This window comes from Afipia sp. GW822-FHT04G07 (assembly GCF_058800765.1).
Genome location: NZ_JBXAMP010000001.1, coordinates 1,672,613 through 1,686,784 on the forward strand (window position 1 = coordinate 1,672,613; position 14,172 = coordinate 1,686,784).

Genomic DNA, 14,172 nt, shown 5'->3' on the forward strand with positions numbered 1-14,172 from the left:
ATGATTGACGATCCCTCGCCCCCCGGAGGCCGCCTTCGCGGCTTCTCGATGTCGCTGCCGATGTCGCTCCTTCGCGCACGTGAATCGGTCATGCAACATTTTCGCGCCATGCTTCGCACATTCGGGATCACGGAACAGCAGTGGCGGGTTTTGCGGGCCTTGACGTCAAAGGAATCTGTCGAATTCTCCGAGCTTGTCGAAATGACATTTCTGCTTGGTCCGAGCATGTCACGCATCCTCAAGGAGCTTGAGAGCCGCAAGCTCATCGTTCGCCGAACACCGAACAGTGACCAGCGGCGCGTCATCGTATCCATCACCCTTCCAGGCTTACGCCTGATCGAGAACGTCGGCGTATACTCCGAATCAATCTACGCTCAGATGTCTGAGCGCTATGGTGCAAAGAAGCTATTGACCTTGCAAAACATGCTGAAGGAGCTGGAGGACGCAATGTCCAGCCCAATCTTCCAGCCGGTTTCCGCAGCCGGCAAAAAGGAAGCAAGCCGAGCCGACGGAAAGCCAAGAAAAGCACGCAAGGCGTCGGGTTAGAATCCTTGCGCTAGTGCGATAGCCCTCCCATACAAACATATTTGATCTCGATATAGCTATCGATCCCGTATCGTGATCCTTCCCTGCCGATGCCGGACTGCTTCACTCCACCGAAGGGCGCCTCGGCCGTTGAAATCGCACCTTCATTGATCCCTACGATTCCGGCATCGATACTACGAGCAAGGCGCCAAGCCCGCCCGTGATCTCGGGTGTAGACGTATGAGGCCAACCCAAACTCACTGTCGTTGGCCCGCTCGACAGCCTCGTCCTCGTGTTCGAATCTGACCAGTGCCGCAACAGGTCCAAATATCTCTTCGCGCAACAGTCTTGCAGTAGGAGGAACATCGACGAGCACGGTCGGCTCATAAAATAGACCGCCACGTGCGTGAGGCCGACCGCCGACAATTGCGCGGGCGCCTCCCCGAAGCGCATCGTCCACCAGTAGTTGCACCTTCTTGATAGCTGCTTCGCTGATGAGAGGACCTTGCTGGGCACCTCTCTCAAAACCTGAGCCAACCTTCAACTGGCTTACGGCGAGCGCCAGTTTTTCAGCGAACGCGTTGTAAATTCCGGACTGAACATAAAACCGATTGGCGCAAACGCATGTCTGTCCCGAGTTACGATACTTCGACGCAATAGCTCCGCTCGCGGCCTGATCCACATCTGCATCATCGAACACAATGAAAGGCGCATTCCCTCCAAGCTCGAGCGACACGTTCTTGATCGTATCCGAGCATTGCCGCATGATCAGCCTGCCGGTCTCGGTTGATCCTGTGAACGATATTTTCCTCACGCGGTGGTCGCTCGTCAGAATGTCGCCAATTTCCCTGGTGCGGGTCGTCGGCAGGACGTTGAGAACGCCAGGCGGAATTCCCGCCTCTTCCGCAAGGGCAGCCAACGCCAGCGCCGAAAGCGGCGTTTCGCCGGCTGGCTTCACGATCGCGGTACAGCCCGCCGCCAGAGCCGGCGCAACCTTGCGGGTGATCATGGCATTGGGAAAATTCCATGGCGTGATCGCTGCGATCACGCCGACCGGATCTTTCAGGACGACGATCTCGCGCCCCGACCTCGGTGCGGGCGTCACGTCGCCATACACGCGGCGCGCTTCCTCGGCAAACCATTCGATGAAAGATGCACCATAGACAACCTCATCGCGCGCTTCCGGAAAGGGCTTTCCTTGCTCGCGAGAGAGGATGGCTGCGAGTTCCTCCGCACGCTCCATGACAAGATCAAACCATCGGCGCAGCAGGTTCGCGCGCTCCTTCGCCGGCGTTGCCCGCCAGCCCGGAAATGCTGCCTGTGCGGCCGCGATCGCCCGCTCCGCATCATCCCGCGATAGGTCAGCCACCATCGCAACGACAGAGCCGTCGGCGGGATCTGTCACCGCGAAGGTGCCGCCATCCGCTGCGCTGACCCATTCGCCGCCGAGATAGGCACGGTCACGCAGCAGCCGCAGATCGACGCGGCGCATCATGGCGCCACGATGGGTGTCGCCAGCAGCTTGGGCTTTCTCGGTGTGGCGCCGATGAACAAGCTGCCTTCCTCGAACCATGAACGGGGAGCCGGCGCGCCCCACAGCGTTTGCCGTTGCGGATCCTTGAGATCCCATCGGATCGGCTCGTGATCCGGATCGACTGTCTGATAGTCAGAACAATAGATTTCGATGCGATGCCCGTCGGGATCACGGATATAGAGGAAAAAAGCATTCGAAATGCCGTGACGCCCCGGCCCGCGCTCGATGTTGGCCACATAACCGGATGTGGACATAACATCCAGCAGATCGATGATGTTCAGCGGCGTCGGCACCCAGAACGCCACGTGATGCAGCCGCGGGCCCATGCCGTTGGTAAAGGCGATGTCGTGCACGCCGCCTTTACGATGCATCCAGGCCGCCCAGAACTCACCGGTGTCTTTGGTATCGGTGTATTCGGTCAACCGGAAGCCGATCGAGTTATAGAAGCTCACCGCCTCGGCGACATCAGGGCTGAAGCAGTTGAAGTGGTCGATCCGCAGCGGCTTCACGCCGCGATAGAGAGCGTACTTCTGATGGATGGCCGGCAGTCGCTCCATCCGCGCGTAGAACTCGAGCGGGATACCTTGCGGGTCGCGTGTTCTGAACGTGCGCCCCTGATACGGAGTTTCGACCCAAGAGGTCGCAAGTCCTTGCGATTCAAAAAATGCCTTCGCCTGATCGAGATGCTCGTCGTTCTGAACCTTGAAGCCAAGTTCGTTGGCAACCGCCACATCGCCCTTCTCCAGCACGATGCAATGGTGGCCGCGTTCCTCCATGGCCCGCAGATAGATGCGGTTTTCGGTTTCATCCGTAACCTGCAAGCCAAGAATTTCGACGTAGAACTTACGCGATGCGCTCAAATCCGTCACCGTCAAGACAATATGACTGAGACGGACGACGTTGAACGGAGGATTCAACACACAGACAGGGATCGCCATGATTTCCTCACCTCGATATTCGTTTTTGTCTTTCAGTAGGTTTGCTTGGCTCGATCAGGCCTATGTCAGCGTTTTCAGCTTGCTCACGGCCTAGCGCTGCCTTCGATAACACCATTGCAAAGCGATCTGATCTTCCCAGCACGGCTCCGGAAATATCGCCTGGCCGTCTTGAACGAATTTTGCGAGCGGTTCATGGACTTTAGCCGAAATGACAAGTGACGCTGCCGAATGCGCCGAAATCCGCATGAATCGTATCGCCCTTCCTGGCTTCAACCGGCCGTATGAAGGATCCGGACAGAATCACCTGCCCCACTTCCAGCGAATATCCCTGCGCCGCGATTTTGTTCGCGAGCCATGCCACACCGCTGCCAGGATGGTTCAGGACTCCCGCCGCAACTCCGGTCTCCTCGATCTGCCCGTTCTTGTGGACCAGCACACCTACCCATCGCAGGTCTGTATCTGTCGGGCGAAACGGACGCCCGCCGAGCACGACGCCGGCATTCGCTGCATTGTCGGCAATGGTGTCAAAGATCTTCCGCATCGATCCTGTTTTGGGATCGACGCGCTCGATTCGTGTATCAAGAATCTCAAGCACCGGCACGACGAAATCGGTCGCGTTGAGCACATCGAGCAAAGAGCAATCCGGCCCTTTCAATCTGTACTTCAACACAAACGCCAGTTCTGCTTCGACCCGGGTTGCGATAAAACGATCGGACGGCACGACCGCGCCATTCTCGAAGAACATATCGTCGAGCAAAACTCCGGAGTCCGGCTCGTCGATTGCCAACGCGCTTTGCATGACCTTGGAGGTCAGGCCAATCTTGTGGCCGCGCATGGTGCGACCATTCGCGATCTTCATGCCCATCCAAGCCTGCTGAATGGCATACGAGTCCTCGATAGTGAGGTCCGGGTATTGCAGCGATAGCTGCCGAATCTGCACGCGGGTCTGTTCCGCCCTGCTCAACTGGGCTGCCGCATCACGTATCAATTCTGGCTTCAACGACATAAATGCAATCCAACGATCCTGATAATCCGCAACAGCCGGTTTCCTGGAACAAACATGACCTCGATTGGCTCAGTCACCGGTGAGACGCTGAACGTCGTGCGCACGTGTCGCGAATGCGACGTTCTTTGTCTCCATGTAGAAGTCGAACGACCAGTCTCCGCCATCCCGGCCGATGCCGGAGTTTTTCACGCCGCCAAACGGTGCTGGCAAATGACGCACATTTTCCGAATTGACCCAGATCATCCCCGCTTCGAGCCGGTCGGTGAACCGAAATGTCCGGCCAACGTCGGACGTCCAGAGATACGCCGTGAGGCCATATTGGCTATCGTTGGCCAAGGCCAACGCTTCATCTTCCGTATCAAAAGGAATGGCTGCCAGAACTGGGCCAAAAATTTCCTCTTGAGCGATACGCATCGTGTTAGTCACGTTTGTAAAAAGCGTGGGCGCCACATAGCATCCACCTCCAGGGCCCTCGACCGCCGTTCCGCCCGCAGACAATCTGGCACCTTCGGCCTGCCCGAGAGAAATGTACGACAGCACCTTCTCGCGATGCTCAGGATGAATCATCGGCCCGATGACGGTTGCAGGATCGAGCGGATGACCGACCTTGATCCTTCCAATCTTCTCAGCAAGCCTGGCCGTAAAATCCGAATAGATCGAAGCTTCGACCAACAGCCGCGACGATGACGTGCATCGCTCGCCGTTCAACGAATAGATCATGAACAGGACGGCATCGGTCGCACGATCCAGATCGGCATCTGCGAATACGATCACCGGATTCTTGCCGCCCAGTTCAAAATGCACCCGCTTCAGGGTATCCGCGCCCTGCTTGAGAATGGTCGATCCCGTCCGGCTTTCGCCGACGAAGCCGATCGCCTTGATGTCCGGATGAGTGGTGAGCGCCCGCCCGGCCTCTTCACCTAACCCATTCACCAGATTCCACACGCCGGCTGGAATTCCCACGTCGACGGCGATCTCCGCAAGCAACCGTGCCGTCAACGGGGAGAACTCCGCGGGCTTGTGAACGATGGTGCAGCCCGCAGCCAATGCCGGCGCGATCTTCCAGGTCGATAGCATGAACGGCGTGTTCCACGGCGTGATGATTCCGACCGGCCCGATCGGCACTCGTGACGTCATGTTGATCTGACCCGGCGCGCGCAACGTCTTGCCATCCCGCGCTTCCGGCGCCCGATCGGCGAAGAAGCGGAAATTCTCCGCACCGCGCAACGCAGCCTTTGCCATAAACCGCAGCGATTGACCTGTATCCATGCATTCAACCAGGGCGATCTCTTCCGCCCTGGCTTCAATAGCGTCCGCAAATTCGTGAAGCAGTTTTTTGCGCTTCCCTCCCGGCATAGCCGACCATTCGGGGAAAGCCGCTTTTGCCGCTTTCGCGGCACGGTCGATATCCTCTGCCTTGCCGGCAGCGATTTTTGCGAGCGGCTTCAGGTCGATCGGCGAGATGGTTTCAAAGTAACTCCCGTCAGCCGACGGAACGCTGACCCCGCCGATATGATGACAAACCGGCGCGCCCCGGAACCGTTGGAGATATCTCTCCGCCTTTCTGAGGTTCTCACTCAAATCCGACATCCAGCCTCCAATGCATCCGTCCAAATCGCTCGGCAACAGCGATTATGGGCATCGCCACCTTCATTTCATTAACATGTTAATGAATTATACGCGTGTGTCAATCGCAATCCGGCAAGCCGCGTTTGAGGGCAAAAAGTATCGGCCGCACGGCATATCCATACGACCGACTAGTTTGGGAGGCTCGCCATGGCAGCGGGAACGCTCTTCCCGCCGCAAACTGTTTCGGCACCGCTGCGAACCACAAGGATTTTCCCGGCATCCGTCAGGTTGCGCTCGACTTGAATTCGCTGTCTTTCATGGAACTAAGGAATTCACGAATCTGGGTGACCAGCACATCGAATTTCTGCTTGAGGAACTCGACATCGCTCAGCGCATCGCCGGTCGCTCGCTCTGCAGCGACAACATCTCCCGTCACCAGAACGAGGATATCCGCGACAACCTGCGTGGTTCGTCCCGCTTCGGTGACGTTCGTGCTGATCTCCCGCGCCGTCAGGCTTTGGCGCTCTACCGCAACGGCGATCTCAGCGGTCGCGTCCTGCGATCGCATCGCCAGTTGCGAGATGTGCTTGACGCTTTCAACACTGGTGACAGTCGCGTTCTGAACACTGGCGATCTTCTTTTCGATCCCCTCAATTTCCTTTGCGGTCTGCCCGGCGAGGGTCTTGACCTCTTCGGCGACAATCGCGAAGCCGCGGCCACTGTCGCCGGCACGCGCCGCCTCGATCGTCGCATTCAGCGCCAAAAGATTGGTCTGCTCGGCAATCTCGCGGATCACATTCACGATGCTACTGATTTCCAGGCACCTTGCCGCAAGGTTTTCGATCGCTGCGCAGGCTTCACTGGCTGCGGTCGAGGTATTGGCGCAAAAGCCAGCGCTCTGCGCCGTCTGTTCGGAGATGCGCTCGACGGAACGCGACATTTCGCCAATAGCGGCGGAAACAGCGTTAGCGTTGCTGAGCGTTTGCTCGGTAGCGGATTGGACCTTCCCGGCGTGCCGGGCAACACCGTCGATGCGCGTTTTCATTTCGCCGACGCAGGTTGTCACCCGATCGGTGGCGAGCGATGCCTCATCCAGAAGGTGGGCTACCGAACTCTCGAACTGGTAGGCGGTCGCCACCAGAAGCTGCCGGCGCTCCGCATCGAGCTTCTGGCGGGCGTCCTGCTGCTGCATGGTCAGACGGCTCACCTCCTCTGCGTTCTGCTTGAAGACTTCGACAGTTCTTGCCATGGAGCCTATCTCGCTGCGGAGCGAAGCGCCCGGAATGTCGATCCCGGTTTCTCCGCCGGCAAGCCGCTCCATCGCACGCGTCAATTTCTGCAACGGCGTGCTGATGCCCTGACCGATCAACCAGCTCAGCAGCAGGCCGACAACAGCGGTCGCGATCCCGATCCCTATCACCGCTGTTCTTGCCACTGCCTGCGATGCTCTTTGCGCAGCCGTCGCTTTATCGGCGTGGTCCCTCGCCGCGGCGATCAGTTCACTGGCCTGTGGCAACATTAACTGAATATCCGAATTGATGCCGCTCAATAACGGAGCCACTGCCCCGGCATTCTTTAACCACGCATCGAACGCCTCGGCGTACCCGGTAATCGCAGTATTGATCTCAACTGCTTGATCGGCGTTCAGGACAGCGCCTTGAAACAACGACCGGGATCTTTCGATCTCGGCGCGAAAAAGCTGTGGGACGAACCCGACCCGATCGATGCGATACTCGAAGTCCAGGCGTCGCGCAGCCATCAGCGACATCGCAAAACCTTTGTCGGCGGGACTCGTGGCCGCGTCACCGGTGGCGATTCGATCAACTGCCGCGCCCGCGGCCTGAAGCCGTCCTCTGATGCCATCGCGCGGCGACAAGCCGAACGTGTTTTGCTCCTTCGCCAGAGCTGAAAATTTTGCTTTCAGGCCGCTGAGCAGGCCATCCAGCCCCGCAATCAGTCCACGGCTATCCGCCGCCGCATGAGCGTCGAGGGCATTGATACCGGTTTTTGCAAGCTCGTATGTCGCATCGAACGCCTGCACCAGCGACGCACTCGGCTGGGTCGAGAACTCCCTCGCTATTCCCTGCAACGTCGTGAGCGCCCCTTTGAGCTCGAGGCCCGATTCAATCATCTGCCGAGAATTGGCCGAGTTGGCGAAGGCGTGATCGACTTGCTTCTCATTGAGGTCGAAGCTGATCCCGTTAGCAATGAACCCGAACACTGGAATGATGGCGAGCGCCACGATCCGCGCGCGAACCGAGGCTATCCAGGGCTGATTCACCATCGGTGTCGATACCTGCCGGTCAACCTTGAGGACGTCATAGGAAGGATCAACCTGCAATGCGTCACTCATAGGCGGCCCCTTGTTGTCCCGAACCCAACCGTGCCACCGCCCTACCCCATCATGCGTTGTGGAAGCCAGATCGCGAGCAGCGGGAAAGCTATGAGGATCACGAGACGGATCAGATCCGTGACTACGAAAGGAAGCACTCCCATGAAAATCGTCGACATGTTGACGTCCTTGATGACGCTCTTGATGACGAAGACATTCATGCCGACCGGCGGATGGATCAGGCCGAGTTCAACGGTCATAACGATAATGACGCCGAACCAGATCGGATCGAAGCCCAGCGCTGTGACCACTGGAAACACGATCGGCACGGTCAGAATAACCATCGCCATCGCGTCCATCAGGCAGCCCAGAACCAGATACATTAGCAGGATCAGCGCGAGCACGCCGTATTTGCCGATGCCGAGGCCGGTGAGAAATTGAGTCACATGTTGCGGCGTCTGGGTGATAGTGAGGAAATAGCCGAAGCACAACGCGCCGATCAGGATGGTAAACACCGCCGCCGCCGTGCGGGTCGCCTGCAACAGCGATTCCAGCATCCCGTCTTTCGTCAATTTGCCGCGCATGACGCCGATGATAAAGGCGCCGACCGCGCCGACCGCGCCGGCTTCGGTCGGGATGAAAAAGCCTCCGTAGAGGCCGCCGATCACGAACACGAACAGCGCCAGCGGCGACCAGACGTCCCTTAGTGCATGCATCCGGTCCTTCCATGGACTTTTCGGCCCACTCGGCAGGAAGTCCGGCTTGACGACGCCGATGATCGCAATCGTAACCATGTGCATCACAATCGCCAGTAATCCCGGAATGACGCCGGCGATGAACAGTTTGCCGATGTCCTGCTGGGTGATGATGCCGTAGACCGCAAGCACGGTGGATGGCGGCAGCATCGCGCCAAGCGTGCCGCCGACCGCGATCACGCCGGCAGCAAAGGATTGCGGATAGCCGAAGCGCCGCATCTCGGGATAAGCAACCGCCGAGAACGTCGCAGCAGTCGCGACAGACGAGCCGGAGATCGCCGCGAACCCGCCGCAGGCTGCGATAGTGGCGATGCCGAGACCGCCCTTCCAGTGTCCAACGAAAGTGTTGGCGGCGCGGAACAACTCGCGGCTAATGCCGGAGACCGAGACGAACGCGCCCATCAGCAGGAACATCGGGATCACGCCGAAGGTGTAGTCGGTCACCGTCCGCATGACGGTCTGACCGACAAGTTTCAGCGCCGGCTCAAAGCCGGTGAGATAACCGAACCCGACGGTGCCGACGAGGCCCATTGCCATGCCGACCGGCACGCGCAGCAACATCAGGCCGAACAGCGAGACAAAGCCGATGATGGAAACCGCTTCATGGCTCAACATCGGTCACTCCGCGGTCTTGATTTTGGGTTCGTGCATCAGTTCGGGATTGAAGATCAGCCGCCAGGTGCGGATCGCGATCAACAACACCGCGGAAACGTCACCGATCCAGGCTACCGCGAAGAACGGCCAGTTCGGCAGGCGCAGATCGTAGGTCAGGACATGATCGTGATAGGTCGAGACCACCTTGTCGAACAGCGTGTAGGTCTGCACCGTCACCACGAACAGCAGCACCAAGGTCGCAAAGATATCGATCCAGCGCTGATACTTCGGCGTCGCATTGGCCCACACCAGATCAACCGTGATGTGAGTTCCGCGATAACTGGTCGCAGCGATGCCCCAAAAAATCAGAATACCGAGCAGTAGCCGTCCAAAATCATAATAATCCGGAATCGATATCGCGAAGAACTTGCGCAGGAAAACCGCGATGAAGGTGTTCAGCGCGACAATTCCGACAAACGCCGCCGCCACCCATTCGATCGAGTCGATAAAGCGGTCCATGGGGCTCTTCTTCGCCGGACCATTCGGCTCACTCCCCGTTTCGTCAATGCCGCCAGCACCACTGGATCCGACCGCTGCCGCCATGCATTCCCCCACATCCAAAAATCGCCGCGACGGCAAGGCCGCCGCGACTCAGTGCCCCACACACAACAACTAGAATCCGGCGTTGAACTTCTTCAATTCGGCCTGAAGATCGGCTTCGATCTTGTCCGGATCGCCGCCGGCCTTCTTGACGCCATCCGCCCAGCTCGTCTTCAGCGGCTCGGTCGCCTTCTTCCACTGACCCAGTTGATCGGCGGTCAACGGATAGACCTCATGATCGTTGAGCGCCTTCATCTTGGTCCGGCCATTCGCCTCAAAATCATTCCAAGGATCCGAAACCTTCGATGCCCACTCAGAGGTGCAATGATCGTCGATAACCTTCTTCTGAGCCGGGGACATCACGTCATAGATTTTCGGATTGATGTTGTAGGTGAACACGGTCGTGTAGAGCGGCGCGTCCATGTGAAACTTCGTCACCTTGTCGATACCGAACAGGAAGATCGATCCCCATGGGAAGGTGATCTCGTCGGCGACGCCGCGCTCAATGGCGTCACGCGCTTCCGGCGCCGAGGCCTGAACATTGGTGCCGCCCAGCATCTTCACCATCTCGCCGATTGTGCTCTGGGCCGGACGGACCTTCATGCCCTGCAGATCCGCAGGAACGACGATTTTCTTCCTGCCATGCAAGGCACCCGGATCGTGGATGAAGGCGAAGCAGAGCTTCGTATCCTTCATCTCGGTCTTGGCGTACTTCTGGTACCATTCGTTGAGTGCCTGCGTGCCCTTCTTGCCATCATTGAAGACAAATGGGAGCTGACCCGCTGCAATGATCGGGAAGCGGCCGGGCTGATAGCCTGGGTTCACGTAAGTCACGTCGGCAATGCCGTCACGCGCCATATCATAGTGGTCGAACGCCTTGCCAAGTTGTTCGGACGGGAAGACGACGGCCTTGATAGTCCCGCCGGACGCCGCCTCGATGTCCTTGGCCCAGGCTTGCGTCGCCGGCACCAGTGGGTGCGCAGGAGGCACCCACAGGGAAATTTTCAGAGTAACCGTCTTGTCTTGAGCCAACGCCGGAGACGCGAGAATTCCGGCAAGCAAAATCAGCGCAAAAGAAATCCGTTGCATTGGCATCTCTCCCTGAGACTGCAGTGAACACGATCGGGCTTCTGGCGGCCCATGATTGTTAACATGGCAATGATTAACATGTTATCTTTTAAAAAAACAAGATGCAAGCCATTGCCATTGAGCGGCGTATCGTCCGGGGAAAACGACGATCCGCCGCGTCTTGGAGCAAATGCTGAATTCGATCGAAGAAGGTGGCCACACCTTTGAACGGCACGGCATCGCTGCAAGGTATGATCAACGCATTGACGCGGCGGCGTAATCCAAATGTAACGGCGATACAGTTCAGCCGACTCTTTATCGAAGGCGTCTGCCCGTGCAGCCTATGGGTGCGCTCGATTTAATCGAGCTGATCGACCTCAATGTCGATCTGCTGCATCGAGAATATGCGCTAAGCCTCGTCCATCACACCATTGCGAAGAGTGCCGATACCGTCCGCCGTCACCTCTATGATGTCTCCGGGTTTCAGCCACACGGGGGGCTCGAAGCGGGCACCGGCGCCCGTCGGCGTTCCGGTCACAATCACATCGCCTGGCACCAGCGTGGTGAATGTCGAGATATAATTGATGATCTTGCGGAATGAGAAAATCATGCGCCCGGTTCGGTCGCGCTGGCGGACATCACCATTCACGCGAGTTTCCAGACCAATATCAGCGATTTGCGTTTCACCAATGTAGGGAATGAGCCACGGGCCGATCGATCCCGTGCAATCGAAATTCTTGCCTTGAGTTACGTTGAATTTGGCGTGGCGTACCCAGTCGCGAATAGTGCCTTCATTGCAAAGCGACAGCGCTGCAATATGTCCGAGCGCGTCTTTCTCCGCGATGCGCCGCCCGCTCTTGCCGATGATGATAACGATTTCGCCTTCATAGTCGAGCTGCCCGGATTCCGGGGGCCGGACCAGCGGTTGCCCATGCCCGACGAAACTGCGCGGAAAACGAACAAACAGCGATGGGTTCGCGGGCGCCGCATTTCCGTCCTTGTATTCTTCATTGCGATCCGGATAGTTGACCCCGACACAAATGATCTTTTCGGGACCGGGCACCGGAATTTCGTAGCGAATGTCGGTCGCTGCAATATCCGGTGAAAATTTCGCAGCATCATCCGCAAGGCGCGCCAACGCGCCTTCGGCGATAACTTCCCTTAGAGTTGACCAGCGATCGGCATACCGGACGGAAAGGTCGACGACCCCATCTTCGGTAAAAAGCCCGTATCCGGCCCTGCCCCCTGTGGTGAAACTGATAAGTCTCGCGGTCATGTCATCCCTTCATAACGCGAAGTCTGGGATGGATGGCGTTCTTCTTCCAGCTGAGAGCTGCATCAATCTCGCGAACCTCCAGCGATAGCGCAAAATGAGGGGTGACGAAGAGATCGGATAGCCGCTTGCTCGCGGCGGCAAAAATCAGTTCCCCTGCCTGCTTCGCTTCTTCGGCGGTGCGCCCGCGCCCAATACGAAATGACATGTCGAGAAAGCTGTTCCGGTCGTCGAGGTCGGCGATTGCATAGTGGCGTGCCGGAAATGCCCGCACACGCACTGCCCCAAGCTCAAACAGCCCGCTATCCATGATCGACTGATGCAAATCCCGGCACAGCGCAGGAATATCTGCCTTCGACTCGAGATTTGCCGAATACTCCAACGAGAGATGCGGCATGTTTCCTCCGAGACCGGGCTCTCCGCTATTACTTAACATGTTAAGTATGTGCACGGGCGTGTCAACTGATATTCGCGCTCTGCGCTCCCGGAGGAGATTGCAGGATCGCAAATAGATCGCGCGGGCCTTCACCTATATCGCGGCAACCTATCGTTTCCAGGCTGCCATGATACGCGGTGCCGACTCTGGCTCGCATTGCACCTTCGCATTAAGCTAAACAAGCTCATCCAATGAAAAGCTCATCAGCAAGCCCTTTCGCAGCCCCGTTGATTAGGCCTGTTCCCAAAGGGAAGGCTTTCGTTATCTGACGCATGCGGAAGTAGGCGCCCTTGAATCACGGCAGTGAATCAGCGTCGCCAATTTTCGGCGACGCTGATCAGAAATTGGCTATTGATCGTTAGGTCGGCAGCCCGACCACGGCTTCGACTTCGACCTTCATTCCCGGCACTGCAAGCTTGCTGACTTCAAACAAGGTGCTCGCGGGCCGTGCCGCGCCGAAATACTTCTCGCGGACGGGATTGATCTTGGTTCGGTCGTTCACGTCGGTGAGCAGAACCGTCACCTTCAGAATGTCTCCGAACGTCGCGCCGGCCTTTTTGAGAATCTTGTCCATCGCGGAGAAGATGGCCTCGGCCTGCGCAGCCGGATCATCTCCGCCGATCAGGTTGAGATTTTCGTCCAGAGGCGCAATGCCCGATATGAACAGCAAATTCCCGAACGAGACTGCATCGCAGTAGTGGCTGATGGGAGGGCTGAGACCGACGGAGTATTCGCGACGCACGGCTTTGGAATTGCTCACTATGAACCTACCTTGGTTTGCTGGGTGGATTTCTTCTTTGCTGATCCCGATGGAAACGGCATGGTCTGCCCATTCATCAGAAAATAGACGAGGCCGGCGCCAGTGTGGCGGATGTGCTCTGCCAGCGCTGTTCTGGCGATTGCCGGATCACCCGTGCGCAACACCCTGAGAAGCGACGAGTGTTCGACGCCCGGCATTTCGGGCTCCTTATAGACGTCGATGTACATCAGAATGTAAGGACGGATGGATTGTCGAACGCGATGGATCTCATCGAGCAAGCGCGGCATCTCCGCATGACGATAGATCATGTCGTGGAATTCATCGTGCAGCAGGAGCCACCGCTTGGTATCGGCTGAGACCCGCTCCATGCGGTCGAGCTGAAGCTCGAGTTCGGCAAACACCGCAGGTGTGAGCCGCAAGACAGCTCTTTCGATAGCGAGCGCTTCGAGAGCAATTCTGATCTCCAGGCGCTCCAGAATCTCCTTCACGCTCAGCACTGTCACGACCGGCCGCCGATTTGCGCCGAACGTCACCAACCCTTCCGCCTCGAGCTGAACGATCGCTTCGCGCACGGGCATGCGGCTCAAGCCGAGTTTGCTGCCGATGTCCGCAGGCTTGATCGCCGTCCCCGCCGGCATCTTCCCGGCCAAAATCCGATCCTTGAGAAAATTGTAGGCTTTTGATTGGGCATTCATCGGGCGTTCCCGCGCAAGAGGTGAAGCGCGACCATTGTTCACAAAAGTGTATTCAGTTATTCAGTGAAGTCAATTAGTCGCGGACGA

Annotated in this window: 13 protein-coding genes; 1 reads left to right on the forward strand and 12 read right to left on the reverse strand. The window is 57.9% G+C overall.

The window, feature by feature from the left end; genetic code table 11:
• Complete coding sequence (hpaR, locus tag AC1RKJ_RS08240) at positions 1-546, forward strand: homoprotocatechuate degradation operon regulator HpaR (protein ID WP_492790583.1); 546 nt, start codon at positions 1-3, stop codon at positions 544-546.
• Positions 547-556: 10 nt separating this feature from the next.
• Here hpaR and AC1RKJ_RS08245 read toward each other — a convergent pair whose 3' ends face one another.
• The 12 genes from AC1RKJ_RS08245 to AC1RKJ_RS08300 all read right to left on the reverse strand — a co-directional run bounded on the left by AC1RKJ_RS08245 (position 557) and on the right by AC1RKJ_RS08300 (position 14,085).
• On the reverse strand, positions 557-2,020 hold the full coding sequence (locus tag AC1RKJ_RS08245; protein WP_492790584.1) for an NAD-dependent succinate-semialdehyde dehydrogenase: 1,464 nt from the start codon (positions 2,018-2,020) through the stop codon (positions 557-559).
• Positions 2,017-2,997 (reverse strand): 3,4-dihydroxyphenylacetate 2,3-dioxygenase, encoded by a 981-nt coding sequence (hpaD, locus tag AC1RKJ_RS08250; protein WP_492790585.1) that lies wholly within the window; start codon positions 2,995-2,997, stop codon positions 2,017-2,019. Before hpaD ends, AC1RKJ_RS08245 begins: the two co-directional genes overlap by 4 nt.
• Before the next feature lie 199 nt (positions 2,998-3,196).
• On the reverse strand, positions 3,197-3,997 hold the full coding sequence (gene hpaH, locus AC1RKJ_RS08255; RefSeq protein WP_492790586.1) for a 2-oxo-hept-4-ene-1,7-dioate hydratase: 801 nt from the start codon (positions 3,995-3,997) through the stop codon (positions 3,197-3,199).
• Between the two features lie 75 nt (positions 3,998-4,072).
• Entirely contained in the window at positions 4,073-5,593 is a 1,521-nt protein-coding gene (gene hpaE, locus AC1RKJ_RS08260) for a 5-carboxymethyl-2-hydroxymuconate semialdehyde dehydrogenase (protein ID WP_492790587.1), read from the reverse strand.
• A 262-nt stretch (positions 5,594-5,855) separates the two neighbouring features.
• Entirely contained in the window at positions 5,856-7,925 is a 2,070-nt protein-coding gene (locus AC1RKJ_RS08265) for a methyl-accepting chemotaxis protein (protein ID WP_492790588.1), read from the reverse strand.
• A gap of 41 nt (positions 7,926-7,966) precedes the next feature.
• Complete coding sequence (locus AC1RKJ_RS08270) at positions 7,967-9,271, reverse strand: TRAP transporter large permease (protein WP_492792680.1); 1,305 nt, start codon at positions 9,269-9,271, stop codon at positions 7,967-7,969.
• A 6-nt stretch (positions 9,272-9,277) separates the two neighbouring features.
• Positions 9,278-9,772: a TRAP transporter small permease gene (locus AC1RKJ_RS08275; protein ID WP_492790589.1), complete on the reverse strand. Its 495-nt coding sequence runs from the start codon at positions 9,770-9,772 to the stop codon at positions 9,278-9,280.
• A 153-nt stretch (positions 9,773-9,925) separates the two neighbouring features.
• Complete coding sequence (locus AC1RKJ_RS08280) at positions 9,926-10,942, reverse strand: TRAP transporter substrate-binding protein (RefSeq protein WP_492790590.1); 1,017 nt, start codon at positions 10,940-10,942, stop codon at positions 9,926-9,928.
• Between the two features lie 388 nt (positions 10,943-11,330).
• Positions 11,331-12,197 carry a fumarylacetoacetate hydrolase family protein gene (locus AC1RKJ_RS08285; RefSeq protein WP_492790591.1) on the reverse strand — a complete coding sequence of 289 codons (867 nt, stop codon included), beginning with the start codon at positions 12,195-12,197 and terminating at the stop codon, positions 11,331-11,333.
• Between the two features lies 1 nt (position 12,198).
• A complete protein-coding gene (locus AC1RKJ_RS08290) occupies positions 12,199-12,591 on the reverse strand; it encodes a 5-carboxymethyl-2-hydroxymuconate Delta-isomerase (protein WP_492790592.1) in 393 nt (130 codons plus the stop codon).
• Positions 12,592-12,988: 397 nt separating this feature from the next.
• A complete protein-coding gene (locus tag AC1RKJ_RS08295) occupies positions 12,989-13,390 on the reverse strand; it encodes a RidA family protein (RefSeq protein ID WP_492790593.1) in 402 nt (133 codons plus the stop codon).
• Positions 13,390-14,085 carry a GntR family transcriptional regulator gene (locus AC1RKJ_RS08300; protein ID WP_492790594.1) on the reverse strand — a complete coding sequence of 232 codons (696 nt, stop codon included), beginning with the start codon at positions 14,083-14,085 and terminating at the stop codon, positions 13,390-13,392. Before AC1RKJ_RS08300 ends, AC1RKJ_RS08295 begins: the two co-directional genes overlap by 1 nt.
• Positions 14,086-14,172 lie beyond the last annotated feature (87 nt).

What these genes read in the sequence shown, in the direction of transcription:
- hpaR (WP_492790583.1), top strand. Translation starts at nt 1, where the DNA reads ATGATTGACGATCCCTCGCCCCCCGGAGGCCGCCTTCGCGGCTTCTCG.
- AC1RKJ_RS08245 (WP_492790584.1), bottom strand. Translation starts at nt 2,020, where the DNA reads ATGATGCGCCGCGTCGATCTGCGGCTGCTGCGTGACCGTGCCTATCTC.
- hpaD (WP_492790585.1), bottom strand. Translation starts at nt 2,997, where the DNA reads ATGGCGATCCCTGTCTGTGTGTTGAATCCTCCGTTCAACGTCGTCCGT.
- hpaE (WP_492790587.1), bottom strand. Translation starts at nt 5,593, where the DNA reads ATGTCGGATTTGAGTGAGAACCTCAGAAAGGCGGAGAGATATCTCCAA.
- AC1RKJ_RS08265 (WP_492790588.1), bottom strand. Translation starts at nt 7,925, where the DNA reads ATGAGTGACGCATTGCAGGTTGATCCTTCCTATGACGTCCTCAAGGTT.
- AC1RKJ_RS08275 (WP_492790589.1), bottom strand. Translation starts at nt 9,772, where the DNA reads ATGGACCGCTTTATCGACTCGATCGAATGGGTGGCGGCGGCGTTTGTC.
- AC1RKJ_RS08280 (WP_492790590.1), bottom strand. Translation starts at nt 10,942, where the DNA reads ATGCAACGGATTTCTTTTGCGCTGATTTTGCTTGCCGGAATTCTCGCG.
- AC1RKJ_RS08285 (WP_492790591.1), bottom strand. Translation starts at nt 12,197, where the DNA reads ATGACCGCGAGACTTATCAGTTTCACCACAGGGGGCAGGGCCGGATAC.
- AC1RKJ_RS08290 (WP_492790592.1), bottom strand. Translation starts at nt 12,591, where the DNA reads ATGCCGCATCTCTCGTTGGAGTATTCGGCAAATCTCGAGTCGAAGGCA.
- AC1RKJ_RS08300 (WP_492790594.1), bottom strand. Translation starts at nt 14,085, where the DNA reads ATGAATGCCCAATCAAAAGCCTACAATTTTCTCAAGGATCGGATTTTG.